Source organism: Actinoalloteichus caeruleus DSM 43889, assembly GCF_000429185.2.
In the GTDB taxonomy this organism is placed as follows: domain Bacteria; phylum Actinomycetota; class Actinomycetes; order Mycobacteriales; family Pseudonocardiaceae; genus Actinoalloteichus_B; species Actinoalloteichus_B caeruleus.
Genome location: NZ_AUBJ02000001.1, coordinates 4,649,439 through 4,675,222, shown reverse-complemented (window position 1 = coordinate 4,675,222; position 25,784 = coordinate 4,649,439). Strand labels below are relative to the sequence as shown.

Here is a 25,784-nt window from a genome sequence, read left to right as displayed (position 1 = left end):
CGGCCCCGTCGTGACGCCCCCGGAGTCAGGGCGCGTCGGGCGTGGTCCGCCCTGGCACCCCGACGCCGTGCGCCACGGTGATCTCCGCGAGCCGCCCCAGGGATTCGGTGCCGGGGACGAAGTAGCCGTCGTGGCCGCTGGCGGTCCCCGTCGGGATGAGGCGGGCACCGAAGGACGGCTCGGTGGGGTCGGTGCCGTGACCGAGCCCTCCGAGGGAGAGGCCCGCCACCCAGCCGATCCAGTCGTCGTCCGCGCGCGTGGCCCAGACCTGGTTCGCCCCGGACAGCTCGGCGGCGGTCTCGGCGCGGAGACCGGGCGACCCGACCGCCACCAACGAGCCGACGTCGAGGTCGCCGCGCCGCGCGGCCAGCGAGCACACCACGCTTCCGTAGCTGTGGCAGACGAGGTGCGCGGTCGGCGGGGTGCCCGCGTCACGCCCCAGGGTGGCGAGGCCGGCGAGCAACCGCTCCAGGCGGACCGCGCCCGCCTCGGCGAGCGTGGCGGTGGCCGCGTCGAGCCCCAGTCCGCGCGGGCTGACGTAGCCGCTCCACGCGATGACGGCCGTCCTGACCTCCGGGTGCCGGGCGCGCTGCTCGGTGAACAGCGCCTCGCCCGCGCGGGCGGCGGACCGCGTCGGGGCCGTCGGCTGGTCGAAGCCGTCGAGGTCGCTGTCGTTGCCGGGAACGAGCACCGTGACCGAGTCCGCGTCCTCCACATCACCGAACACCTCGGCGACCAGGCCCCGCCCTCGGGGGTCGAAGACGAGGAACCGCCGGTCGCCGGCCAGCAGGTCGCGGTAGACCTCGGCGCGGTCGGCCGCCTCGCGTCGCCGCTCCCCGATCAGCTCGCCGTCGGAGGCCCGGGCCTCGACCTCGGAGAGGGCCTGCCGCAGCGCCCGTTCGTTGGCGTCCAGGCGCACGTCGACGGGCACGCCGTCGAGGTTGCCGACCACACCGGGGTGCTCACGCGCCAACCGATCGGTCTCGTCGCCGTCGAGGCGCGCGAAGAACTCCGACACCTCGGAGGGGGTGCCCGCACCCGGCGCTGGTGTCCTGTCGCCGGCCTCGGTGCGCTCGGCCGCCCACTCCACGGTCCCCGGCGGGGGAGCCACCAGGTCCCCGGTAGGGGTGGCGTCGAGCGCGGAGCTCGACCCCACCGCGGCGGCGGCCACCACCACCGTGCCGAACAACGAACGCAGCCGCCCCATCACCAGTTCTCCCGCCGCCGAAGCCGTTCTCGATCTGACGGGGGGAGTGTGCGAACGAGGTGGGTGCGCGGTCGTCACTCCGGAGTCGCCACCTCCGCGTCACACCGGGGAGGGGGATCGCGTCCTCGAGTGCCCCCTGGGGACGAGGTCGGGTGGGGTCCCGTCCGCGACGGGAGTGCCCTCGGGCCGGGGCCGCGGGCGTGCCCACGTGCCGACTGCTGGTACCCGACCGGGCCGGCGGAGCACGTCCGCCACACCGAGGAACGACCGGGAGTCGAGGCGCACCGCGCACGGGGGACCGCTGGCCCGTGCGGCGGGCCGGGACCGTCGACCCTGGGCTAGTCGTGCCCTCCGGCCGTCACCAGGCCGCTCTCGTAGGCGAAGACCACGGCCTGCGCCCGGTCCCGCAGGTCGAGTTTGGCGAGGACACGGCCGAAGTGGCTCTTCACGGTCTGCTCCGCCACGACCAGGTGCGCCGCGATCTCCTGGTTGGACAGCCCCCGCGCGACCAGTCGCAGCACCTCCGTCTCCCGTTCGGTCAGCGCGGCGAGCCTGCTCGACGCCCGGGAGACGACGGGACGCCGGCGGGCGAACTCGGCGATCAGTCGGCGGGTGACCGTGGGGGCCAACAACGCGTCTCCCCCGGCGACGACCCGGACGGCGGCGATCAGGTCACTGGCCGGAGCGTCCTTGAGGATGAAACCGCTGGCTCCAGCCCGGAGGGCGTCGTACACGTAGTCGTCGACGTCGAAGGTGGTCAGCATCAGCACCCGGGGCTGGTGCCCGGCCCGGGCGACCCGAACCGGGTCCAGCATGGTGCGAGCGGCCGCCAGGCCGTCCATCACGGGCATCCGGACGTCCATCAGCACCAGGTCCGGGCGAAGCCTGCCGACGAGTGCCACCGCCTCCGCGCCGTCGGAGGCCTCCCCCACCACCTCGACGTCGGGTTGGGCCGCCAGCAACGCGGCGAAACCGGCCCGCACCATGGCCTGGTCGTCGACGATCACGAGTCGCGTGGTCATCCGCGTTCGTCTCCTCCGTCCGGGACGCTTCCTCCCACGGGCAGGCGGGCCACCACCCGGAACCCGCCGCCGGGCAGCGGTCCGGCCTCCAGGTCGCCTCCCAGCGCGTCCACCCGTTGCCGCATGCCCGTCATACCGTGCCCGGTACCGACCCGCTCCAGGGGCGGGCGCCCCGAAGCGCGCGGTGCCTCGTTCGTCACCTCCACGGCCACCCGACCGGACGCGTACGCCAGGTCCACCGTCGTCGCCGCTCCTGGCGCGTGCCGCACCACGTTGCTCAGCGCCTCCTGCACGATCCGGTAGCAGGCCAACTGCACCGTCCCGGGCAGCTCTCGGACCACCTCGTCGGGAAGCGGCCGCAGGGTGACCGGGACACCGCTGCCCCTGGTGAGGTCCGCCAGTTCGGGGAGGGAGTCCAGCGCGGGTTGCGGGGCACGTGCGGACGACCCCGAGTCGGAACGGAGCACTCCGAGGAGCTGGCGCATCTCGGCGAGCGACCGGCGTGCCGAGGCGGCGATGGAGGCGAACTCCTCGGTGGCCGCGTCGGGGAGGTCCGCGATCCGGTAGGGAGCGGTTTCCGCCTGCACCGTCACCACCGACATGTGGTGCGCCACCACGTCGTGCATCTCCCTGGCGATCCGCGCTCGCTCCTCCAGCACGGTGCGGCGGGCCCGTTCCTCCTCGGCCAGCCGCTGGTGCTCCCGCAGTCGTCGGCGGAGGTCACGGCGCAACAACCAGACGACGCCGACCACCAACAGCACCACGAAGATGACCACCAGCGGAACGAGCGCATCGGGTTGGCGTTCGTCGGGAACGAGCCACGAGATCGCCGCGACGGCGAGCGGCTCCGCCAGCGCGGCGAGGAGCAGCGTCCACCACCGGCAACAGCCCACGAGCACCAGCAGGACCCCGAGGTGGGCTATCAGACCGGCCGCCGGCCACGGCCACGGTTCGCCGCCCGGTGTGGAGACCAGGGCGATCGCCGTTCCGGCCGCCAGGGAGATCGCCCAGGCCGCGACCGGCTGGACCAGGCTCAGCACCAGGGGCAGGGTCTGGAAGGTCTGGAGGGCGACGGCGAGACCGCCGCCGACGGCGTAGTTCTCGGCGAGCTGGATGGCCCCGCTGGGCAGGGTGATCAGGAGGAGGACCAGCAGGGCGAGCCCGACCGTCGCCAGCCGCCAGCCGTGCAGCAGGGCGACCGGGCTGTTCCGGTGCACGGGGAAGCGGAGGTGCGGCGGCTGGCGGTCCGGGGCGGGCGGGGGTGGCACCCGGCCACGCTATGCCGGGCGCCGCCCGGGGCGCATCACCTCGGGGTCCGAGTCGCCCCTCACCCCCTGGTACGACCTCCGGCCCGGCGGCGGCTGGTCGCGGGGGCGGTCGCCGGGACGTGCGGGTGGCTTCGGCCCACGCCGGCTCGTCGCCCGGCTCGCGTCCGTGCTCCGCGTCGCGCGGGTGACGGGCGGGCGGTCCGCGACCCGGCCGAGGACAGGGCCACACCCCCTCGTCTCGACGGCGGCCGCCTCGCCGGCGCCCGGTCGGCTCCGGCCCGCTCCCTCCGCCGAGGTCACCAGCGCCCCCGGCCGGGCGGTGTCCCTCCTCGCTCGACGGCGGGTTCCCGCCACCCCAGCCCGGTCGAGCACGGCGCACACGATCACAGGCGGGCGGGCCGGGAGCGGGCTGGCCGTCCCGTCACCCGTGGCTCGCCGCCTCCCACTCCTGGTCACCGATCTCGGCGCGCAGGTGCTCCAGGGACGCCTCGACCTCGCGCCGGGCGCCCGCGACGTCCACGCCCACCAGCTCGCCCCGGTGCTTGACCACCCGGCCGTTGACCACCACGGTGTCCACGTCGGCACGCCCGGCCTGGAAGACGAGGTGCCCGACGGGGTTGCTGAGCGGGCTCATGACGGTGGTGTCGGTCCGCAGCAGCACGAGGTCGGCCAGCTTGCCCGGGGTGATCGAGCCGATCTCGGCCTCCATCCCGAGCGCCCGGGCACCCCCCATCGTCGCCCACTCCAGCACCTCGGCGGAACGCAGGGCGTTCGACTGGAGCACCTCGCCGCGCTCGTGGGCGCGGAGGTGCGCCAGGCCGCGGTCCGCGTTGAGGGTGGCGCGCATGGCGGAGAACATGTCCCCGCTCCACCAGACCACCGTGTCCATCGACAGGGACATCCGGACACCGAACTCCCGGGCGCGGTGGCTCGGCGGGTAGCCCTGCCCCGCGTTCAGCTCGCTCTCGGCCGCGATGCTCAGGAAGGCTCCGGCGTCGGCGAGCCGCCGGTACCCGTCCTCGCCGTAGGCGCCACCGTGCACGAGGGTGATGTCCGGGGAGAGGAAGCCGTTGTCGGCGAGGAAGGTGATGGTCTCGTCGGCCGCGTAACCGACGATCCCGCCGTGCGAGGTCCACTGGAGGCCCCGGTCCCTGGCGAAGCGCAGGGCGGGGAGCAGTTCCTCGTCCGGGGGCACGATGTCGTAGGCGATCTGCGGGGTGACCAACTGGTCCCTGCTGGGGAACCTGCTGTCCAGCAGGCGGTCGACCTCGCCGCCGTGGATCCAGCCCGCCGAGTCGGCGAAGGCGTTGCCGATGCCGAACCTGGCGCGGGCGGGCACGGCGAGCAGTCCGTCCACGGCGGCGTCGGCGTGCTCGGGGGTCCGCAGGTTGTGGGACCAGTCCAGGACGGTCGTCACCCCCGCGTCGAGTGCCTCGACCATGCCCATCCGGTTGCCAGCCGCGAGGTCCTCCGGCCGGTAGGCGAGCCCCCAGCGGCCGAACATCCGCTCCATGTACTCGGCGAGGGTCCACTCCACCCCCACCCCCCGCAACGCCGTCTGCCACACGTGCCGGTGGGTGTCGACGAACCCCGGGGTGAGCAGCCCGCCGCCGGTCTCGACGACGGCGGTGCCCGGTGGCGTGGGCAGCGCGTGGCCCACCGCCTCGATCCTCGTCCCCACGACCAGCACGTCCGCGTCGGCCAGCACACCGAGTTCGTCGTCCATCGTGACCACGGTGGCGCCGCGGAAGACGATCGGGCGGCCCGGGCGGAACCGTTCGGCCGACGGAGGTTCGACGGCGTGCGCGGTGGCGGCCCCGCCCACCACGGCCGCGCCCGTCGCCACGCCCGCCACGCCCGCCGCGGCGGCCGCGCCTCCGAGCAGCGACCTCCTGCTGACCTGGTTCGAGCGCCGGCCATCCCGCTGGTCCCGCATGCGTCCGCCTCTCCTCGTCCTGGTGCGCGGCCGCGCGCCCACGCGGCCGGCGGTGGCTCGTGGTGGTGATCGTGATCCGAACCTAGGAGCCGCCGAGATGACATGTCAACTGACCTGGACGCCGCTGCCTAGGATGCGGTGATGTCGAACGAGGAGTGGTTGGACGAGCGGGAGCAACGGGCCTGGCGGGGCTTCTACACGATGCAGCGACACCTCCGCCGACGGCTCAACCAGCGCCTCCAGCGGCATTCCGGCCTCTCCGAGGCCGACTACGCCGTGCTGGTGGCCCTGTCCGAGGCGCCGGGAGGTCGGCTGCGGGCCTTCCAGCTCGCGACGGTCACCCAGTGGGAGAAGAGCCGGTTGCACCACCAGCTCGGGCGGATGGTGGACCGGGGCCTGGTCGTGCGAGAGCCCTGCCCCGAACACCCCAGGGGCTCCGTGGTCGCTCTCAGCGAGGCCGGCAGGGACGCCATCGTGTCGGCGGCGCCGCTGCACGTGGCCGACGTGCGACGGCACTTCGTCGACCTGCTGACTCCCGCGCAGCTCGACGCCGTGGCCGAGATCTCCGAAACCGTCCTCGCCGTGCTGGACGGGGCGCCCGACGAGGGCGCCGACCCCCTGCCCGCCACCGAGCGGGGGTGAGGCCGAGGTCCGGGCCGCCCCGCGAGCGGAACGCCGGACGGCCGGCTCGGCGGTCCCGCCGCCCGCGCCCCCGGGCCCCGCGCCCAGTGCGCCGGTCGATCGTGGGCGTGGGTGCTCGACGGCGGCGCACCCGCCCCTGGGTGACTCCTGCGACCGGTCGTCAGCCCGCACCGGAGGCAGATGCGCCCATCGCACCGCCCCTGCCCACGCGGAGGTCGATTCCGGCGGTCAGAACGCCGTCCCCGAGCCCCCGGCACCGCCGCCCGAGTTGGACGTCCTCGGCGTGCCACCGACCAGCCCCCGCCGGCTCGGCGCGTCGCACGCACCCCACCCGGACCTCGACGGCCCGGGGCGCCCCCACGGCCCGGGCTTCACGACGACCCCGAGGACGCCAGGGCAGCCCGAGACGACAACCGCCGGCAGGGCGGAGCCGCGGCGTCAACCGGGGCGCGTCCACCCCGGCCGCCCATCCGACCGCGCCCCCGGGACACGGGGTACCGGGAGTCAGCTCCGCTGGCCGCTGCCGTCGGGCGGATTCAGGTCGGCCAGCCGACGCTGCCAGCTCTCCCCGTGCGGGACCAGCGTGGCCAGTCGGACGTCGTCGTCCCGCCGCCGCAGCCGCACCAGCAGGTGCTCCTCGGCGAGCTGCTCCGCCGTCCCGGCGCCCCACTCCACGACGACGAGGCTGTCGGAGAGGTCGCTGACGAGGTCCAGGTCCTCCAGCTCGGCGAGCCCTCCCAGCCGGTAGGCGTCGACGTGGACCAGCTGCACCCCGCGTCCCTCGGGGGTCGGGCGGTGCACCCTGGCGATGACGAACGTCGGCGAGGTGACCCGGCCCGTCACCCCGAGGGCCGCCGCGACGCCACGGGCGAACACGGTCTTGCCGGCGCCCAGCGGCCCGTCGAGCAGGATCAGGTCGCCGGCCAGCGCCACCTCGCCGACGCGTCGCCCCAGCCGCTCGGTGTCCTCGGGCGTGGGCAGGTCGACCGACCAGTGGCCGGTCCGTGTCCCCGTCGTGTCGCTCATCAGCCTTCCCGTGCCTCGTGCTGGTCGAGAGGTGTGCCCGTCCCGTACCGGTGGTGGGCCCACGCCCGGGCCGGCCGGTCGTGGTCGGCGATCCGGTGGAACCCACCATGCCTCCGCGGTGAACGCCGCGCCAGCGATGTCCCCCGTTCCAACACCCACCGCGTCCCGGGACCCCGCCGCGCCTGGGTCACCGACCGCTCCGCTGCCGGCCGCGGTGCGACTCCCGGTTCTCCACCACCCGGCGGATCAACCCGCGCAACGCCTCGGTGGTCAGGTCGGAGCGCTCCAACATGACCATGTGGCCGGCACCGGCGACGCTGACGAACTCGGCGTCCGGCAGTTCCGCGGCGATGATCTCCGAGTGGGAGAAGGGCGTCACCCGGTCGGCGTCCCCGGCCAGCACGAGGGTCTCGCAGTGCGCCAGGCCGCTGAGGGCCGCCACCCGGTCGTGGGTGGTGAAGGTGTCCACGAAGTCGGCGAACACCCGCATCGGCGTCGCCTGGATCATGTCGTACATCAGGTTCACCAGCGCGGGGTCCACCGACTTGTCGCCGAAGGCCACCGCGCGGGTCGCTCCCCAGGTGAGGTGGTTGCCGGCCCGACGGGCCGCCTCCAACAGCTCGGGCTGCCAGTCGGCGAACCTCCCGAGGCCCCGGGTCACCGGGTTGCGGCGGGAGAGCAACGTCCTCGGCAGGCCGCTCTTGCCCACGTCCCCGGCCGCGGTACCCACCAGGGCCACCCCCCTGACCAGTTCCCCGAAGAGTTCCGGTTGCTGTTCGGCCAGGGCCATCACCGTCATGCCGCCCATCGAGTGGCCCACCAGGACCACCGGGCCGGTGGGCGCCGCGACCCGCAGCACCGCGGCCAGGTCCCTGCCCAGCTGCTCGATGGTGGCGGAGTCGCGGCGACCCCGGCCGGAGCGGCCGTGGCTGCGCTGGTCGTAGAGCACCAGCCGCACCCTCGGTGACTCCGACTCCGGCAGGTCCCGCCGCTGGAAGTGCCAACACCGGCGGTCGACCACGTACCCGTGCACGAGGACCACGGTGACCTCGGCCCCGCCACCGACCGGGTCGATCTCCTCGACCGCCAGCGGCAGCCCGTCGTCGGCGGCGACGGTGTACTCGCGGTCGGCCGGCGACACCCCGAGCTCGGCGAGCTCACCGCGTTCCCGCAACGCGGCGAACCTGGCGCTCTGGGCGGCGGCGCCCACCACCGCACCGCCGAGGGCGGCACCGATCACGCCGCCGACCATGCCGACCACCTGCCAGGGCCTCACCGGCGACGCTCCTCGCGGACGGCCCGCACCGGGTGCGGGGCGCCGGTGACCTCGAACCGGTGGCCTCGCGGCCGGTACATCCCGGTCACGATCTCGTAGTTGATGGTGCCGATGGCGTCCGCCCACTCACTCGCGGTGGGTTCTCCGTGGTCCCCCGGCCCGAAGAGCACCACCTCGGTTCCCTCGGACACCGCGTCGTCACCGCAGTCGACCACGAACTGGTCCATGCAGACCCGACCCGCGATGGGGCGACGTCTGCCGGCCAGCCACACCGACATCCGCCCGGAGACCGCCCTGGGCACGCCGTCGGCGTACCCGACCGGGACGAGGGCCAGCGTCGTGTCCCGCTCGGCGGTCCACGTGTGCCCGTAGGACACCGACTCCCCGGCCCGGACCCGTTTGACCAGGGCCACCACCGACCGGAAGGTCATCGCCGGCCGCAGCGGAGGTGTCGCGGCCTCGGGCACCGGGTTGAGACCGTAGATCGCGATCCCGGGGCGCACGAGCTCGAAGTGCAGGTCGGGCCGGGTCAACGTCGCTGGGGAGTTCGCCAGGTGCCGGATGGGGTCGAGCCCGGCGGCCCTGGCCGTTCGGTACGCGTCCTGGAACCGTTCCGCCTGGCGGTCGATGGAGGGGTGGTGGGGTTCGTCCGCGCAGGCGAGGTGCGACCAGACGGCCACGACCCGGACCAGGCCCGCGCGTTCGGCGTCCGCCGCCGCGCCCACGAGGGCCGGCCAGTCCTCCTCGGTGGCACCACCCCGGGACAACCCGGTGTCGATCTTGAGGTGGATGCGGGCCGCGCCGCCCACCTCCGCGGCGGCGGCGATCACCGCCCGCAGGGTGTCGAGGGTGGCCACGGACAGGTCGATGTCGGCCCGGACGGCCTCGGTGAACGTCTCCCCGGGCAGGTGCAGCCAGCACAGCACCGGGGCCGTCAGGCCATGCGCCCGCAGGTGCAGGGCCTCGTCCTGGGACCGCACACCCAGCCAGCCAGCCCCACCGCGCAGGGCCGCCCGCGCCGCCGCGACCGCGCCGTGCCCGTACCCGTCGGCCTTGACCACGGCCATGGTCCCGGCGCCCGACCGGGCCGCGATGGCGACCAGCAACTCGACGTTGTGCTGGATGGCCGCCGTGTCCACCACCACGTCCGCCCGGGACAGTGGCGCGTCCTGTTCTGCGCTCATGACGACTCCATGGTGTCACGACGAGGAGCCGGGTCCCGGCAGGCGGGCCGGGTTCGGGGCGACCGCTGGAGTCACGGCAGCAGTCCGGCGGAACGCCGCAGCACCCGGATCGCCTCGGACACCGAGGGGACCAGCGCGGACGCCCCGATCGGCGCTCCTCGCGCCGCGAGTTCCCCGGCCAGTTCGTGGGCGCTGGCCGCCCAGGCGGCGGCGAGCGCTGGTTCCGCCCCCGAGGCCAGCAGGGCACCGATCATCCCGGTCAGCACGTCCCCCGACCCCGCGGTCGAGACCCAGGACGAGGTCGAGCGGTTCACCAGGACGTGGCCGTCCGGGTCCGCGACGACCGTGGTGTTCCCCTTGAGCAGGACCACGCAGCGGAACCGGCGCGCAGCCCGGCGGACGGCGTCCACCCGGTCCGTGCCGACCTCGCCGGCCAGGCGGGTGAACTCGCCCTCGTGCGGGGTCAGGACCCACGTCGTGTCGGGGTCGTGGAGGTCCCACAGTTCCTCGTGCCGCGCCAGGAGCGTGATCGCGTCGGCGTCCAGGCACGTCGGCAGCCCGGCCGCGAGGACCTGTTCCAACACCCTCCGCCCGGTCTCACCGACCCCGATGCCCGGTCCGGCGGCCCAGGCCTGCACCCGCCCCGCGTCCTCCACCGACCCGGTGACCACCACCTCCGGCCAGGTGGAACGCACGGCGTCCGCGGCCGGTCCGGCGTAGCGCACCATGCCCGAGGTCGCCGCGACGGCCGCTCCCGTCGCCAGCACCGCCGCCCCGGGGAACACCGAGGAGCCGGCGGCCACCCCGACGACGCCCTGCGTGTACTTGTCGTCGGCCGGCCCGGGCACCGGCCAGCCCAGCCCCACGTCGTGCCGGTCGAGCGCCCGGAGGTCCGGCTCACCCAGCTCCGGGCCGAGACCGATGTCGACGACCCGCAGCTCCCCGACGTGTTCGCTTCCCGGGCCGAGGAGGTGCAGGGGTTTGCGCGCACCGAAGGTGACGGTGGCGGTGGCCCGCACCGCGGGCCCGGGCACCGCTCCGGTGTCCGGGTCGACGCCGCTGGGGAGGTCGACCGCGAGGACCGGGCAGGACAGCCGCGAGACCACCTCGGCGGCGACCGGTCGCAACGGCCCGGACGCGGAGATCCCGACGATCCCGTCCACCGCCAGATCGGCGGCGGCCAGGCGGGGGGCCACGGCGGTCACCTCGTCGTGGTCCCCGACCTCCACCACTCGGCCGCCGGTCCGGCGCAGGGCGGCCAGCCCTTCCGGGTGGGCCCGGCCGGGAGCCAGCAGCAGCGCCGTGACGTCCACCCCACGGCGGCGGAGGAAGGCGCCGGCCCACAGCGCGTCCCCGCCGTTGTTGCCCGCACCCACGAGGAGCACGACACGTCGACCGCTGGTACCTCCGGTGTGCGCCCGCAACATCACGGCCGCCTCCACCGCGACCCCGTACGCCGCGCGCCGCATCAGCCGGGCGGACGGCACCCGGCGCAGCAACCGGTCCTCGGCGTCCCGAACCCGCGTCGTCGTCCACGCACCCCGCACTTGCCCTCCCGCTGGCCGCAGTTCGGCGGACCGGACGGCCCGGCCGAGGTGGGGGAGCGCCCCCGTGGACCGCCCCGGTCGGGGGCTACCCGCGCACCACCGTCCTCACCCACCGCGTCCAGCCTCGCGCAGGGCGAGGGGATCGGGCCAGCCCCGCCGGGCGACCCCGCGACCCACCGAGCGCGAGGTCACTCCACGGTGACCGACTTCGCGAGGTTGCGGGGCTTGTCGACGTCGTACCCCTTGGCGCGGGCGATCTCCGCCGCCAGCACCTGGAGCGGGATCGTCGACACCAACGGCTGGAGGAGGGTCGGCACGGCCGGGATCTCGATGAGGTGGTCGGCGAAGGGGCGCACGGTGTCGTCGCCCTCCTCCGCGATGACGATCGTGCGCGCCCCCCGCGCCTGGATCTCGCGGATGTTCGACAGCAGCTTCGAGTGCAGCACCGCCCGCCCCTTGGGGGAGGGCATGACCACGACGACGGGAAGCCCCTCCTCGATCAGGGCGATGGGGCCGTGCTTCAGTTCCCCGGCCGCGAAGCCCTCCGCGTGCATGTAGGCGAGTTCCTTGAGCTTGAGCGCGCCCTCCAGGGCCACCGGGTAGCCGACGTGCCTCCCGAGGAAGAGGACGGCCTTCGCGGTGGCCAGGTCCCGCGCCAGCTCCCGCACCTGGGGAGCGGTGCCCAGCACCGTGGACACCGCCTGGGGCATGGCCTCCAGCTCCGCGAACTCCCGCGCGACCTCGTCCGGGTACTTGGTCCCGCGTGCCGAGGCCAGGGCCAGACCCACGAGGTAGTTGGCGGCGACCTGCGCGAGGAAGGCCTTCGTGGAGGCCACGCCGATCTCCGGGCCCGCGTGCGTGTACAGCACCGCGTCGGACTCCCGGGGGATCTGGGCGCCGTTGGTGTTGCACACCGCGAGCACCCGGGCCTTCTGCTCCCGGGCGTGGCGGATCGCCTCCAGGGTGTCGGCGGTCTCACCCGACTGGGAGACGGCGACGACCAGGGTGTCCCGGTCGAGCACCGGGTCCCGGTAGCGGAACTCGCTGGCCAGCTCGACCTCGACCGGCAAGCGGCACCAGTGCTCGATGGCGTACTTGGCGACCAGCCCGGAGTGGTACGCGGAGCCGCAGGCCACGACGAACACCTTGTCGATGTCGCGGAGGTCCTGGTCGGCGAGCCGCTGCTCGTCCAGCACGACCCTGCCGTCCACGAAGTGGCCGCGCAGGGTGTTGGCGAGCGCCTCGGGCTGCTCCTCGATCTCCTTGAGCATGAAGTACTCGTGGCCGCCCTTCTCGGCGGCGTCCATGTCCCAGTCGACGTGGAAGGGGCGGGTCTCGACGTCCACGCCGTGGAAGTCGGTGACCCGGTACCCCGCGTCGTCGATCTCCACCACCTGGTCCTGGCCCAGCTCGACGGCGTCCCGCGTGTGTTCGATGAAGGCGGCCACGTCGGAGGCCACGAAGGTCTCGCCCTCCCCCACGCCCACCACCAGCGGGGAGGACCGCCGGGCCGCGATGACGCGTCCCGGCACGTCGGCGTGCGTCACGACGAGGGTGAAGGCGCCCTCCAACCGGCGGCAGACGGCGCGGACGCTGGCCGCCAGGTCACCCGCCGTGCCGTGGTCGTCGACGCCGTCGTACGCCCTGGCGATGAGGTGCGCGGTCGTCTCGGTGTCGGTGTCACTGGCCAGCTCGACACCGGACCGCTCCAGCTCGGCACGGAGCACGCCGAAGTTCTCGATGATGCCGTTGTGCACCACCGCCACCCGACCGGTGGTGTCGACGTGGGGGTGGGCGTTGCGGTCGGTGGGGGCGCCGTGCGTGGCCCACCGGGTGTGGCCCATGCCGGCGGTCCCGCGCAGGCTGTCCCGCCCGACCTCGTCGAGCCGGGCCTCCAGGTTGCCCAGCTGGCCGGCTCGCCGCTCGACCGCCAGGCCGCCGGCCCCGTCAAGCACCGCGACCCCGGACGAGTCGTAACCGCGGTACTCGAGACGGCGCAAGCCGTCGAGCACCACGTCAAGCGCCTGCTTGTTCCCGACGTATCCCACGATTCCGCACACGCCGAACAGGGTAGCTAGCCAACACTCCGTCACCGGACCGGTCAGCCCCTCGGGTGACGGCGCTCGCGTCGCCGACCCGCCGCCGCGATGCCTCGGATCGAGTGAGGTGGCTGTCAGGTGGGGCGCGACTGCCCGGAAGCGTCGATCATCGACTACCGTCGCCCCTCATGGCCCGCTTTGCCAAGAAGCTGATCGCCGAACTCAGCCAGCCAGGACCGCACGGCGTGCTGCGCGGGGACCTCGCGCTGGTCGGACTGCCGGGGACGGTCGTCACACCACGGCAGGGGCTGGGCCTTCCGGCGGTCGCCTTCGGGCACGGGTGGATGCAGCCGACCCGCCGCTACCGCGACCTGCTCCGCCACCTGGCCTCCTGGGGCTTCGTGGTCGCCGCCCCCGCCACCCACCAGGGATTGCTGCCCTCGCACCGGCTCTTCGCCGCCGACCTCCACACCGCGCTGGAGGTGTGCGCGAAGGTGCGGCTGGGCACCGGGGACATCAGCGTCGACCCCGACCGGATGGGAGTGGTGGGGCACTCGTTCGGCGCGGGCGCGGCCGTGCTCGCGGCGGCGAACTGGCCGGAGATCAGGGCCGTCGTCACCCTGGCCGTCACCGAGACGCGGCCCTCGGCGATCAACGCGGCGCGGGACTGCGGGGCGCCGGCGCTGCACCTGGCCGCCGAGGAGGACCGGATCGCTCCCCCCGTGGCGATGGCCGAGCCCGTCTCGCACGGCTGGAAGGGCCCGGTGCAGCTACGCACCGTGCGCAAGGCCAACCACCTGACCTTCGCCGAGGGTCGCCACTGGACGGACCTGTTGATGGACGGCCGGCCCCGGCGCCAACACGCGGACCTGGTGAAGGCCCTGACCACCGCCTTCCTGCTCCGCGTGCTCACCGACGACCGGCGCTACGACACGCTGTTGGAGACCGAGGTGAAGGGCGCGACCCTCGACTACAGCCGTGGCCGGCGGCAGGACCGGGGCCGTCTCCCCGCCTGACCCGCCTCCACCGCCGCCCAGCCGGGCGGGCCGGACCGGGAAGGGCTCCACCTCCCAGCCGGGCTCGCGCCATCGCGGGGCGCCTGACGGGCGCGGGGCACGGGTACGTGACTGACGGGTGCCGACCGGCCCGGCGCCGGGGCGGGCGGCTGTGGTCCCTGACGCCGGCACCCGTGGGCGACGGTTCCCGGTGGTGGGCGGGGACCACCGACCTCCGCCCGAGCTCCCAGGGGCAGGGCGGGGCGCCGGGACGGCGGCCGCCGCTCGCCGGGCACTCCCACGGACCGCCCACCACGGCGATGGGCGGGAGACCACCCCGGCCATGTCGGGTGGGGCGCCGAGGGCGCCCCTGCCACAGCTCGCCGGGTTCCCCGGCGGCCACCCGACGTCCCGACACCGCACGACCGGGACCCGGCCCCGGCGGGACGGCCGGGACACCAGCGCGCCCCGGCCTGGCCGATCAGTGCAGCCAGCCGCCCTCCGAGTAGTCCTCGTCCTCGTCGTCGTCACGCCGCCGCCGGGACGTCAGGGGCGGCCCGCCCAGGCCTGGCCGGGGGGCACCGGGTGACGGCGCGGCCGGGCCGGCGACCGGGACGTCCGGCCGCCGGGGCTCCGGAGCCGGGGCCGGCTCGGCGGCCGGACGCGCCGGCGGGTGCCCGACGGGCGCCCCGCCGTACTGGTCCGACGTGGGTTCCTCGTCCTCCGGGCCGAAGGCGAACTCCCCGCCACCGCCCCGCTGGGTCGCGGCGGAGGTGTCCCAGCCGCCGGCCTCCTTCCGCCGCACCGCGCTCTCGTGCAGCCGCTTGGCCACGGCCGCCGCGTGCGCGAAACGCTGCTGGGTCTGCTCCCGCAGCTTCTCCCGGCTCTCCGTCACCCGACGTTCGAGGAGGGCACGCCGGTCACCGTGCTCCTTCGTGATCCCAGCCAGGCGGCCCTTGGCCGCCGCCAACCGCTCCGCCGCGCTCATCCGGCTCCCCCGCTCCCACCGACCGCGACACGGTGGTCCCCGTCGTTCATCGCTTGTCCTCCCCGTCGAACAGCGACCGCATCCGGCTCGCCTTCTCCGCGGCCTCGTTGGCGTCGAAAACGTCCTGGTGCTGGACCCGCCACTGGCTGGGCCCACGTTCCTGGTCCTGGCCGCCCTGGCCCCCCTGACCGCCGCCGCCCATCATGCCGCCGCCCATCATGCCCATCCCGCCGCCCTGGCCGCCGGCTCCGCCACCGCCCTGGCCCGCCGGCCCGAAGGGGCCAGCGGCGTGCGCCTGCTGGCCGTAACCAGGCTGGCCCTGTGGGCCGAACTGGCCCGCGCCCTGCTGGCCGGTCTGCCCGGCCTGGCCCGGTTGACCACCGTCCGGCATGGCCGCGAAACCGGCGCCGGCGGGCCCACTCGCCTGCGGCGTCGAGGTGTTGGGCAGGCCGCCCCGGTACTGGTCGCCCTGCCCGTGCTGCCAGGAGTCCGAACCCGGCCCCTGCCAGGGCTGGTTGCCGGCCTGGTGGGGCTGAGGCCCCCACGAACCGTGACCACCATCCGAACCGGGGCCGAAGGCGAACGGCCCGTCGGGTCCACCAGCGGGGCCACCGCTCATCCCGCCCATCAGTCCCTGCGGGCTGACGGAAGGGGGACCACCGGCAGGAGCACCCGGACCGCCGGGGCCCGAACCGGGGCCGAAGCCCTCCTGCGGGCCGTACCCGCCACCCGGTGGGCCGTACTGGCCTGGTCCCCAGCCGCCGGGAGCGGAACCGCCGCCGGCTCCCGCCGGGGAGACCGCGCCCGGCCCGGAACCGCCGCCCGGCGAGCCCGGCTCCCAACCACCGCCAGCGGGGGCGGGTCCGCCGCCGAAGCGTCCCGGTTCCTGCCCCCAGCCGCCCCCGGGCGGCGCGCCCGGTGTCGGGTGGTTGCCGATCGACGGGTCGTGCCCCGGCACCCCGCCGAAGGAGGGAGGTGGGCCGCCAGGGGTCGGTCCTCCGACGAAACCACCGGCCGGCGGAGCACCCGGAACGGCACCGGTGCCCACCCCGGTGTGCCCCTGGTCGGCCGGCCCCCAGGGAGCCGCGGCGGCCGGAGCCGAGTCGGGGCTGGTCCACTGACCCGCACCGCCGAAGCCCGGGGCGGAGGCGGGCAGGGTTTCGGCGGTCGGTGCCCGAAGTCCCCCTTCGGCCGGCATCGTCCGCATCCCCTCGCCGGGCTCACCCGGAGTCCGGAACTCCGCCTCCGCCGGCATCGTCCGGAAGCCGTCCCCGCCCTCACCGGGTCCCGGTCGCGACGGTGCTCCCGGCAGGGAGGTACCGGCGGCGCCGCCGCCCGCACCGCCATCCGACGAGCTCGGGTCGAAGTGCACCGCGTAGGACTCCCGGGAGCCGTCGGGCCCCACCACCGTGACGTCGAAGCGCCCGTCCTCGCCCTCGACCCGTTCCACCGTGACGGTGCCGCCCCCGTGCTCGATGGTCGCCACCCCGTCCGGCCCTGGGCGCAACGGGATGGGCTGGCCGGGCGGGGTCGTGCCCGGGCCGCCAGGGCCGTACGGCTGGTTCTCGACCTCGGGACGACCCTCATCGCCCAGTTCGGCCGGCAGGGGGGTGAGCTGGGGCGTGCCGTCGTCCCCGAAGTCGACGACGTACTCGGTGGACTGCCCGTCCTCGCCCTCGACCTCCAGGTGCACGGTGCCGTCCTCGCCCGGCTGGAGGGAGAGCCCCTCGTTCGGCTCGGGCAGGGTGACGCGTCCGCCGGGTTCCTCCGGGGTCACCTCCACCGGTTCCGGGTAGATGCCGCCCCCGAAACCCAGCGGGTCCTCGGGATCCGGCGCCCCGTCCTCCAGACCCAGCGGGTCCTCCGGCACCTCGGGGATCTCCGGCATCTCCGGTGGTTCCGGCATCTCGGGCATGTCCGGTGGGCTTCCGCCACCACCGGGCATCTCCGGGATCGGCGGCATGCCGCCGCCCTCCGAGCCGCCCCCGCCGCCCGGCATCCCCCCGGGCGGCATCCCGCCGGGCATCCCTCCCGGGTCGCCGGGCGTCCCGTCCCCGCCGGGGAAGCCGTCCGGGGTGAAGGGCATGGCCTCGACGTCCTGGAACGGGTTCTCGAAGTCGGCCAGGTAGTCGGTCAGGGCCCGCCAGGAGTCATCGACCGAATCCCGGACCGTGTCGCAGTACTCCAGGAAGCTCGAGTAGAGCGTCTCGTACTCGGCGGTGAAGGACTCCCGGATCCAGCGCCGGCACTCCCGCTGCGTGTACTCCCTGGCCTCGTCGTCCCACCGGCAGAAGATGCCACCATCGATGTAACTGCTGACGTTCGACCCGGTCTCCTGGTCCAGCCAGCCAGCGATGACCCTTGCCTCGTCCTCGCTGATGTCACTGGTTGCCTTCGCCGCGATCGCGATGACGTTGCCGGCCATCCAGGGGCTGGCCGCGCCCATCGTGTCGGTGTGGCTGTCCAGGGCGTACTGCGCCTTGTCGACGACCAGGCCGTGCACCGTGTCCATCGAGGTGGTCAGCAGCTCGGCGCCTCCGCCGAGCGCCTCGGACAGCTCGACGCCGTTCGGTTTGATCTTGTCCGCGTGGTGCTGGCGAGCGGTGTCGGCGGCCTCCCCGTCCCAGGTGCCGAACAGGGTCTCCAACTTCCGGTCCACGGTCGACAGGGCGTCGTCCACCGCCGCCTGGGACGCCGAGAGCCGTTCGGCGTCCTCCCGCATCTTGCCGAACTGGATGCCGTTCTGCTCCCGGTAGCGCTCCAGGATCTCCGGGTAGGGGTTCCCGCCCGGCAGGCTGTAGGGGATGGTGTCGGCCGGGCACTGCGCGAGGAGCTGCCCGAAGGTGTCGAAGAAGCGGAGGCCGGCCTCACCGGGGTCGAGCACCTCGTCCGAGGTGTCCACCCCACCAGCCTGCCCCGGAGGCGTGATCCGGTCGAGGTCGCGCTGCCCCTCGTCGATCGCCTCGCGGGCCTGCTGTTCCTGCCAGCCCCGGTCGTCCCGCTGCGCGCGGGCCTCCTCCATGATCGGGTCGAGGTCGTTCGCGTAATGGCCGAACGCGATGCCCTTGACGTCGTACTCGTCGAGGTACTGCGCCAGTTCCTCGGACTCGTTGGCGTAGCAGACGTTCACGGCATCGGGGTTGTAGACGACGTGGTCCCGGTAGGACCGGAGCAGCAGCTGCTTGGTCTCGTGGTCGACGTTGGGGTCGTCGAGGATGGCCTTGGTCTCGGCCCAGTCGCGGTTCCCGCTCACAGGTTGCCTCCGGCGTTGGTGACGGTGGAGGTGTTGGCGGCGTCGTCGGCGGCGTACCCCTCGGCGGACGCGGAGATGTTCATGGCGAAGGCGCGCAGCACCCCGACGAAGGCGGCCCCGCTCTCGGCGAGGACGCCCACTCCCTCCGCGTAGGGTTGCGGCGGGTCGACGTGGACCACGCCGAACCCGCTGGCCTGCGCCGGCCCGGTGTCCTCCAGCACCGACTCCGCGTCGTCAGCCGCGCTCTCGATCCCCCGCGCTGCCCGCGACATCGCTTCCGTATCGGTCCCGTAGCCCGCGGCCACTGGCACCAGCCTCCCCTGTCTCCTGCCGGAGCCCCTGCTGCCTCGCTGTCGGTGTCCGGCACCACCGCGTGACGTGCGACGCGCGTGAACATTCCCTGGTTCCCGATCGTGTCAGACCGATCAGCACCACAGGGTGGACTTACCGCTACTCCTTGCAGGTGTGAACACCGCGTGAGCCTCACCGGCGCCGGTGGCCACCACCAGGGAGTTCGCTCGCCTCGACCGCCGCGCCAGGCGGAGCGGCGCCCGGAGGGCCGCGAATGCCCGTGGCAGCTCGGGGTGGCGTCGTGGACGAGGGCCGCCCGGCGACCGGGCCCGGTCGATCCGGAGCCCGAAGGGCCTGCCGGGCGCTGGCACGCTCCCTCGGACGACCCGCGCCGACGGCGTCCAGGCTCGCGGTAGCGAACGACCGCGCTCGGTCCGGTGGGGCGCGGGGGCGGGGCGACCCGGCCGCCGGAGTGGCGCGCCGAGGTTCAGGCCGCCCGTCGCGGGACCGGCTCGTCACGCCGGCGTGCTCGGGCCGAGCAGGGGACCACCTCGTCCGACCCGGCACGGACTCAGCGGTGCCGGACCCGGCGGACCGGGTCAGTCAGCCGGCGGCGGCGACGACGCCCGCGAGCCGGTGGGCCGCCTCCTCGGCGGTCTCGTGGCTGGGTGCCTCCACCATCACCCGCACCAACTGCTCGGTGCCGGAGGGGCGGAGCAGCACCCGCCCCGTCTCGCCGAGCTCGCGCTGGACCTCGGCGACGGCCTCGGCGACGGAGGAGGAGGCCGCGACGGTCGCCTTGTCCCCCACCGGCACGTTGACCAGCACCTGGGGCAGCCGACGCATCACGCCGGCCAGCTTCGACAGCGGTTGTCCGGTCGCCACCACCCTGGCCATCAGCCGGAGGGCCGTCAGCAGACCGTCGCCCGTGGTCGCGTGGGCCGGGAGCACGACGTGCCCGGACTGCTCGCCTCCCAGGGCGTAGCCGCCCGCCCGCAGCTCGGCCAGTACGTAGCGGTCGCCGACGGCCGTGGTGCGGACGTCGATGCCCTGCTCCCGCATCGCCAGGTGCAGGCCGAGGTTGCTCATGACCGTCGTGACCAGCACGTTGTCGACGAGCTCACCGGACTCGCCCATCGCCACGGCCAGGATGGCCATGATCTGGTCGCCGTCGACGACCTGGCCGTCGGCGTCCACCGCCAGGCAGCGATCGGCGTCACCGTCGTGGGCGATGCCCAGGTCCGCGCCGTACTCGAGCACGGCGTCCCGCACCACCTCGATGTGGGTCGAGCCGCACCCGTCGTTGATGTTCAGGCCGTCGGGGTCCGCGTTCACCGCGATCACCTCGGCGCCGGCCCGTTCGTACACCTCGGGCGCCACCGTGGAGGCGGCACCGTGCGCGCAGTCCACCACGACCCGCAGGCCCTCCAGCCGCTGCGGCGTGGCCAGCAGCAGGTGGTCGAGGTAGCGGTCCAGCGCTCCCGGCACGTCCTGGATCCGACCGATCCGGTCGCCGACGGGACGGTCACCGCCGCCCTCCGCCATCCTGGCCGCGATCCGGTCCTCGACCTCGTCGGGGAGCTTCGCGCCACCGGCGGCGAAGAGCTTGATGCCGTTGTCCGGCATGGGGTTGTGGGAGGCGGAGATCATCACCCCGCAGCTGGCGCCCAGGTCGGAGACCAGGTGCGCGACGGCCGGGGTGGGCAGGACACCGACCCGCAGCACGTCGGCGCCGGCCGAGGCGAGGCCGGCGGCCACGGCCGCCTCCAGCATCTCGCCGCTCGCCCTCGGGTCACGACCCAGCACCGCCGTGGGGCGGGCACCCTCAGCCTGCTCGAACAGGACGTCGGCCGCCGCCACCGCCAAGGACATGGCCAGCTCCGGGGAGAGTTCCGCGTTGGCCAGGCCACGCAGCCCGTCGGTCCCGAACAAACGGCCCATGGTCGATGCACCTTTCTGCTGCTGAGACCGTCCTCGCGCCTCGGCCCGCCACGGGACCGAGCTCCGCCGACCCTGCGTCCGGTCGGCCGGGGGACCTCCGGAAACAGCGACGGGAGCAGCCGGCGTTCTCAGTGTGAGGACGCACAGCCGCTCCCGCGCGTTGAGCTGACCGGGTCGAGGTCAGCGCTTGCTGTACTGCGGAGCCTTGCGGGCCTTCTTCAGGCCGTACTTCTTCCGCTCCTTGGCCCGGGCGTCCCGGGTCAGGAAGCCGGCCTTCTTCAGGGCCGGGCGGTCGTCCGCGTCGGCCTCGACGAGGGCACGCGCGATGGCGAGGCGCAGCGCCCCGGCCTGGCCGGAGGGGCCACCGCCACGCAGGTTGCCGAAGATGTCGAAGGACTCGACCTTGTCGGCCGTCACCAGCGGTTCCTTGATGATCTGCTGGTGGACCTTGTTCGGGAAGTACTGCTCGAGGCTCTTGCCGTTGAGGGTGAAACCGCCGGTGCCGGGCACCAGGCGCACGCGAACCACGGCCTCCTTGCGGCGGCCGACGGTCTGCACCGGGCCAGCCACGAGCGGCGCAGCAGCCACCTCGTCGTAGGCCTCCGGCTCGTCGTCCACGGCCACGTCGAAGTCAGCCAGAGCCTGGTCCTGGTCCTGGTCCTCGACCGGGACCTCGACCTCCGGGGCCAGCTCGTTCTCGGGGTGCTCGTTCGCCGTCGTCACTTCTCCACCTTGCCGATCTGGAAGGGCTGCGGCTGCTGCGCAGCGTGCGGGTGCTGCGGGCCCGCGTACACCTTGAGCTTGCGGGCCATCGCCCGGCCCAACCGGTTCTTCGGGAGCATGCCCTTGATGGACTTCTCCAGGAGACGCTCCGGCTGCTTCTCCAGCATCTCGCCGAAGGAGCGCTTGCGCAGACCACCAGGGTGGCCGCTGTGGCGGTACACGAAGCTCTGGTCGCGCTTGTGGCCGGTCAGCGCCACCTTCTCGGCGTTGACGACGACAACGAAGTCGCCGGTGTCCATGTGCGGGGCGTAGATCGGCTTGTGCTTGCCGCGCAGCAGGGTGGCTGCCTGGGTGGCGAGCCTGCCGAGCACGACATCCTCGGCATCGATCACATGCCAGGCGCGCTCCACCTCGCCGGGCTTCGGGCTGTACGTGCGCACAGGATTACCTCGTCGTCGTTCGCATCGGGTTGGCTGCGGGATGTTACTGCGGCGGTCGCCCTCGACTGGTCAGCCCGTGATTCAGGGTCCTGCACCGAGGGACGCGGGTAGCAGCCCGCACCGGACACCGCACAACAACGGAAGAACATACCCGCCGCTGCCTGGAAGGGTCAAAACGGGTCCTCACCAGGACCCCGGTACTGGCCGCGGACCCGATCCGCAGGTCCACCGCGCAACTCCCGCCAGGACCGCCGAAGGGTTCCGCGACCTGGCTTCCGACATCATCGCATCCCCGGGCGGAGGTGTCTCACCCGGGTGGGTGGCCACGGCGGATTCGGCTCGTTGAGCTGCGGCGAGGCGCTGGTGGGGGCGGCACGAACGCCCACCCCCTCCGGAGGGGCATGACGAGGAACACATCGGCGCACCCGCCCACCGGGCGGCGCGCAGGGGGCGCCGCCCGGTCCCCCTCGACGGCGGCGCGGTGCGGCGGGAGGGGCGGAGGCGCCACCGACGGGGTCGCCGGGGGACGGGTCCCTCCCACCGACGGCACCTGGTCGCGGACCCAGCCCGGGCCGGGAGGCGGCACGCGGAGCGGCGGCGAGCACCCGGCCCGCCTCCTCGCCCCGGACACACCCGTGGCCCCGGGGCCGGAGCTCCGGGGCCACACACGGCTGGACGGCCGATCAGGCGAAGCGCGCGGCGTTCGCCTTCTCACCAGCCTGGTAGTTGTCGGCGGCCTGGCTCAGCGCGGTGCCGATCGCGGCGATGGTGGTGCGGATCTCCTCGGCACCCTGGTCCCACTTGGCCTGCGACGCGTGCCACGCGTCCATGGCCTCACCGGACCAGCTCGACTCGATCGGGGCCAGCCGGCTCTTGAGCGCGTTCTGCGTCTCCTCGAGCTGGTTGCCCGCGCTGGTCACCTCCGCGGAGGCGTTCTGGATTTCGGCGAACGTAACCTTGATCCCGCTCATGGCGAGTGCCCTCTCAGTTCTCGGGTCGGGGAAAAGACGTCGGTACGGAAGAACTCAAGCGCCGTGACGGCTCAGAAGTTCAGGCGGCTGTCGATGGAGCTCATCGAGGCGGCCTCTTCCTCTTCCAGGCGCGCGTACTCCTCGCCCGAGCCCTTGAGCTGGTCGCCGATCTCCCGCAGCGCCTCGTTGACCTTCTGGCCGCCCTGGTCCAGCCGCTCCATGAGGTTCTGGAACGCGGTGGCCGCACCACCCGACCAGAAGCCGGCGACGTTGCCGCAGGTGCTCTGGAGGCTGCTGAGCACGCCCTGGATCTCGTCGTTGGTGTTGAAGACGTCGTGAGCGGCCTGCGCCATCTCTTCCGGCGTGACCTCGTAGCTGCTCATCTGGAGGAGTCCCCCTTCAGGATCAATCCGATGGAACGTTCATGCGACGCAAACCCTGCCAGCAGCGGTTCCCCTTTGTCCCGAAGTTCCCCCAAGTAGTTGCTGCCGTTAACGCGACCCCGTGTTCTCGCAGGTCAACACAGGATTCGCTGTTGCGAAAAGTCCTCGTCGTCGCCGTCGTCCACATCGGCCCCCCGTCGCGGGAACGGTTCGTCCCGCGCCTCGGGGCCCGCCGTCCCGGCGGGGCGGGGGTCCTCCTCGGACGGGAACTCGGCCACCGGGAGGCCGGCGGCGGTGCGGAAGGCCGTCGACTCCCGGCTCAGTTCGCCGTCGGTGAGGTCGCCGCGCCCGGTCCGCTGTGGACGTTCGCGGGCCTGCTCGGCGAGCGCCCGGGTCGACTCGCGGAAACCCGCCGTCCGTTCCCTCGCCTCGGCCGCCGCGCGAGCCCCCCTGGTCACCGCTCCGGCCACCTGCTGCCGGAGACGGGTGAGCACGTCCGCTGCCTGACTCATGGTCCTCCCTCGCTTGTCACCGGATCGTCGGGCCGCTCGCGGGCACCGGCCGAGCGGGCCGCCGGCTAACCGATCCGGAGGCTGTCCACCACGCGCTCGCAGGCCTGGGCCACCCGCTCGGCCCCCTGGGGCGTGTACTGGCAGCCGACCGCGACCTGGAGCCTGCCGTCGAACAGGTGGTACCAGTCCACGGTCCGCCCGTCCGCCCGGTCCTGCCGGTAGTAGACGACGTCCCGGCCGGCGTACTCCGCGTCCACGTCGAAACCGGCGAAGGTGGAACCACCGACCGACCCGTTCCGCTCCTCGTAGCTCTGACGCAGCTCGCTCGCCGCCCGCTCCCGGTCGGCGTCGCTGTCGTAGTCCAGCCGCCATTCCTGCACGACGACCAGGTCCGTGTCCTCGGCCGCGCCCTCCGGTCTGATCTGGACCTTGCGCTGGGCGGCGTCGCCGCCGCTCTGCTCCCAGTCGGCCGGGTAGGCGAAGCGGTAGTCGTAGAGCGCGATCTCCCGGTCGCTCCGGGGGAGGACGAAGACCACCAGCGCCGCCGCGACCGCGAGGGCAGCGACGAGAGCACCGCCGAGGAGCCACCACCGGCGTTGGTCCCGCCGCCCGCGACCCTTCCCCACCGGCGGCGGACCGTGCGCGGGATGGGGTGGGGGGCCGACCACCGGACCGCCACCACGCGGCGGGAACGGACCGCCGGCGAGCGGGGCGGGGCCGGGCGGGCCGTAGTGCCCCGGGGGCGCCGCGACGGGGGCCCGGCGGGCGGGAAACCCGGTGGAGGCGTGCCGCTCCCCGAGCGGACCGCCGGAGGCACGGGTGCCGCGACCGGACCCCGGAGCCCCCGGGCCGGGGTTCCCGAGGGTGCCCGGACGGCGGCGACCCCGCTGGTCCGCTCCGGGTCGAGGGCCACCGCCCGCAGGGCGCCCCTCGCCACCACAGTCTCGGGCTGGTCGAGGGTGGTGGGCACCACTCCCACCCGCTCGTGCACCAGTCGCGCCACGAGCGGGATGCGGCTCGAACCGCCGACCAGGAAGACGGCGCCGAGTCGGCCAGGCTCCACTCCGGCGTCCCGGGCCGCCCGGCCCACCAGGTCCGCCGCCTCCGCGATCCTGTCGTGGATGAGCGCCTCCAGGTCGCTCCTGGTGACGAGCGCGTCGGCGAACGGCGGCGGGAGCGGGATGTCGGTGTAGCTGTGGCGGGACAACGTCTCCTTGGCGCCCCGCACGTCCTGGAACAGCACCCGTCGACGGCGGCGGTCGGGGAGGTCACGTCCTCCGGTCAACTCCTGCCACCCGGCCGGGTCGACCGCCGAGGCGGTTCCACCCACGTGGTCGAGCAGCGCCTGGTCGATGTCGGCACCGCCGAATCCGGGGTTGCCGCGCGTCGCCAGCACCTCGAAACCCGTTCCGGCGCGGCGGACCACGCTGACGTCGACCGTCCCCCCACCGAGGTCGAGGACCGCGACCGGTTCGGCGGGTCCGTCCGCCGCCGCCTGCTCCGCCTGGAGGGTGCTGTGGAAGACCGCCGCCGCCACCGGTTCGGGCACCAGGACGAACTCGCGGGCCAGGCCGTGCGCGGCCTGCCGCAGCAGCCGGGTTCGCGTCGCGCCCCATTCGGCGGGGTGGGTGAGCACGAGGAGGTCGACGACGGCGCGGTCCGCGAGGTGCCTGGCCTCGTCCACCGCCCGTCGGAGGACGGCGTGGACCACGTTCGACACCGGCAGCACCGTGGTGCCGAGCAGCAGCTCGCCCTCGTCGACCCGCCGTTTCGGGTAAGGCTCGTAGCGGGCGGGGTCGATCGCGGCCTGCCGCTCCGCCTCGGCGCCCACGAAGAGGGTCCCGTCCTCGGCCGCGAAGACGGCGGAGGGCATCAGGGGCTGTCCGTCGACCACGACGACCTGCGGCTCACGCCCGTCGACCGAGGCGACCACGCAGGTGCTGGACGTCCCGAAGTCGACCGCCACGCGCAAGCTCACGTCAACGCCCCTCAAACCGGACCCCGCCGGCCGCCGGCACCGGCCCACCCGTCGGTCCGGGGCACCCGGCCACGACAGGCGATACCGACCGCCTCCCGACCTTCTTGGCAGTCAGGGTAGCCACCGTTCCGGGGGAGCCCGCGACACCGCTGGTCCCGGTCC

General features: G+C 74.2%; 21 protein-coding genes and 1 pseudogene. 2 read left to right on the top strand and 20 right to left on the bottom strand.

Translation table 11 applies throughout. From position 1 onward, the window contains the following. Window positions 1-25 precede the first annotated feature (25 nt). The 4 genes from G443_RS18850 to G443_RS18835 all read right to left on the bottom strand — a co-directional run bounded on the left by G443_RS18850 (window position 26) and on the right by G443_RS18835 (window position 5,433). The gene (locus G443_RS18850) at window positions 26-1,207 is read right to left on the bottom strand and encodes an alpha/beta hydrolase (protein ID WP_051314122.1); all 1,182 of its coding nucleotides are present in this window, start codon (window positions 1,205-1,207) and stop codon (window positions 26-28) included. Between the two features lie 338 nt (window positions 1,208-1,545). Further along, window positions 1,546-2,229, bottom strand: a complete 684-nt coding sequence (locus G443_RS18845) for a response regulator (RefSeq protein WP_026419478.1) — start codon at window positions 2,227-2,229, stop codon at window positions 1,546-1,548. Then, window positions 2,226-3,497 carry a sensor histidine kinase gene (locus G443_RS25575; protein WP_155886198.1) on the bottom strand — a complete coding sequence of 424 codons (1,272 nt, stop codon included), beginning with the start codon at window positions 3,495-3,497 and terminating at the stop codon, window positions 2,226-2,228. The genes G443_RS18845 and G443_RS25575 overlap by 4 nt, the downstream gene beginning before the upstream one ends. A gap of 421 nt (window positions 3,498-3,918) precedes the next feature. Beyond that, window positions 3,919-5,433 carry an amidohydrolase family protein gene (locus G443_RS18835; protein ID WP_051314124.1) on the bottom strand — a complete coding sequence of 505 codons (1,515 nt, stop codon included), beginning with the start codon at window positions 5,431-5,433 and terminating at the stop codon, window positions 3,919-3,921. 141 nt (window positions 5,434-5,574) lie between these two features. Between G443_RS18835 and G443_RS18830 the strand changes: the two genes are divergently transcribed. Continuing rightward, entirely contained in the window at window positions 5,575-6,075 is a 501-nt protein-coding gene (locus G443_RS18830; protein WP_035292498.1) for a MarR family winged helix-turn-helix transcriptional regulator, read from the top strand. 504 nt (window positions 6,076-6,579) lie between these two features. Here the strand turns inward: G443_RS18830 and tsaE are convergent. From tsaE to glmS, 5 genes are all read right to left on the bottom strand, one after another. Next, on the bottom strand, window positions 6,580-7,101 hold the full coding sequence (gene tsaE, locus G443_RS18825; protein WP_051314125.1) for a tRNA (adenosine(37)-N6)-threonylcarbamoyltransferase complex ATPase subunit type 1 TsaE: 522 nt from the start codon (window positions 7,099-7,101) through the stop codon (window positions 6,580-6,582). A 187-nt stretch (window positions 7,102-7,288) separates the two neighbouring features. Continuing rightward, a complete protein-coding gene (locus tag G443_RS18820; protein ID WP_026419481.1) occupies window positions 7,289-8,377 on the bottom strand; it encodes an alpha/beta fold hydrolase in 1,089 nt (362 codons plus the stop codon). After that, window positions 8,374-9,561, bottom strand: a complete 1,188-nt coding sequence (gene alr, locus G443_RS18815; protein WP_026419482.1) for an alanine racemase — start codon at window positions 9,559-9,561, stop codon at window positions 8,374-8,376. Before alr ends, G443_RS18820 begins: the two co-directional genes overlap by 4 nt. 71 nt (window positions 9,562-9,632) lie before the next feature. Further along, on the bottom strand, window positions 9,633-11,108 hold the full coding sequence (locus G443_RS18810) for a bifunctional ADP-dependent NAD(P)H-hydrate dehydratase/NAD(P)H-hydrate epimerase (protein WP_026419483.1): 1,476 nt from the start codon (window positions 11,106-11,108) through the stop codon (window positions 9,633-9,635). A gap of 188 nt (window positions 11,109-11,296) precedes the next feature. Continuing rightward, window positions 11,297-13,168 (bottom strand): glutamine--fructose-6-phosphate transaminase (isomerizing), encoded by a 1,872-nt coding sequence (gene glmS / locus G443_RS18805; protein ID WP_026419484.1) that lies wholly within the window; start codon window positions 13,166-13,168, stop codon window positions 11,297-11,299. Window positions 13,169-13,335: 167 nt separating this feature from the next. Here glmS and G443_RS18800 point away from each other — a divergent pair, with 167 nt between their 5' ends. Next, on the top strand, window positions 13,336-14,163 hold the full coding sequence (locus tag G443_RS18800) for a dienelactone hydrolase family protein (protein WP_035292502.1): 828 nt from the start codon (window positions 13,336-13,338) through the stop codon (window positions 14,161-14,163). A gap of 460 nt (window positions 14,164-14,623) precedes the next feature. Here the strand turns inward: G443_RS18800 and G443_RS18795 are convergent, their stop codons facing one another. The 11 genes and pseudogenes from G443_RS18795 to G443_RS25565 all read right to left on the bottom strand — a co-directional run. Then, entirely contained in the window at window positions 14,624-15,130 is a 507-nt protein-coding gene (locus tag G443_RS18795; protein ID WP_051314126.1) for a hypothetical protein, read from the bottom strand. Between the two features lie 46 nt (window positions 15,131-15,176). Continuing rightward, window positions 15,177-18,383: a WXG100 family type VII secretion target gene (locus tag G443_RS18790; protein WP_026419486.1), complete on the bottom strand. Its 3,207-nt coding sequence runs from the start codon at window positions 18,381-18,383 to the stop codon at window positions 15,177-15,179. After that, window positions 18,380-18,694 (bottom strand): hypothetical protein, encoded by a 315-nt coding sequence (locus G443_RS18785; protein WP_155886199.1) that lies wholly within the window; start codon window positions 18,692-18,694, stop codon window positions 18,380-18,382. The genes G443_RS18790 and G443_RS18785 overlap by 4 nt, the downstream gene beginning before the upstream one ends. Window positions 18,695-19,277: 583 nt before the next feature. Continuing rightward, on the bottom strand, window positions 19,278-20,615 hold the full coding sequence (gene glmM / locus G443_RS18780; protein ID WP_026419488.1) for a phosphoglucosamine mutase: 1,338 nt from the start codon (window positions 20,613-20,615) through the stop codon (window positions 19,278-19,280). Between the two features lie 180 nt (window positions 20,616-20,795). Then, window positions 20,796-21,239, bottom strand: coding sequence for a 30S ribosomal protein S9 (rpsI, locus tag G443_RS18775; protein WP_372493019.1), 444 nt, complete (start codon window positions 21,237-21,239; stop codon window positions 20,796-20,798). Between the two features lie 95 nt (window positions 21,240-21,334). Then, a complete protein-coding gene (gene rplM / locus G443_RS18770; protein ID WP_026419490.1) occupies window positions 21,335-21,778 on the bottom strand; it encodes a 50S ribosomal protein L13 in 444 nt (147 codons plus the stop codon). Window positions 21,779-22,461: 683 nt separating this feature from the next. Then, window positions 22,462-22,749: a WXG100 family type VII secretion target gene (locus G443_RS18765; RefSeq protein ID WP_026419491.1), complete on the bottom strand. Its 288-nt coding sequence runs from the start codon at window positions 22,747-22,749 to the stop codon at window positions 22,462-22,464. Window positions 22,750-22,820: 71 nt separating this feature from the next. Beyond that, a complete protein-coding gene (locus G443_RS18760; RefSeq protein WP_035273667.1) occupies window positions 22,821-23,132 on the bottom strand; it encodes a WXG100 family type VII secretion target in 312 nt (103 codons plus the stop codon). Between the two features lie 134 nt (window positions 23,133-23,266). Continuing rightward, window positions 23,267-23,644, bottom strand: a complete 378-nt coding sequence (locus tag G443_RS18755; protein ID WP_026419492.1) for a hypothetical protein — start codon at window positions 23,642-23,644, stop codon at window positions 23,267-23,269. Window positions 23,645-23,709: 65 nt separating this feature from the next. After that, window positions 23,710-24,270: a type VII secretion-associated protein gene (locus tag G443_RS25570; RefSeq protein WP_253860244.1), complete on the bottom strand. Its 561-nt coding sequence runs from the start codon at window positions 24,268-24,270 to the stop codon at window positions 23,710-23,712. A gap of 338 nt (window positions 24,271-24,608) precedes the next feature. Further along, window positions 24,609-25,517, bottom strand: a pseudogene (locus tag G443_RS25565) (Hsp70 family protein); the annotation flags it as partial. Window positions 25,518-25,784: the final 267 nt, after the last annotated feature.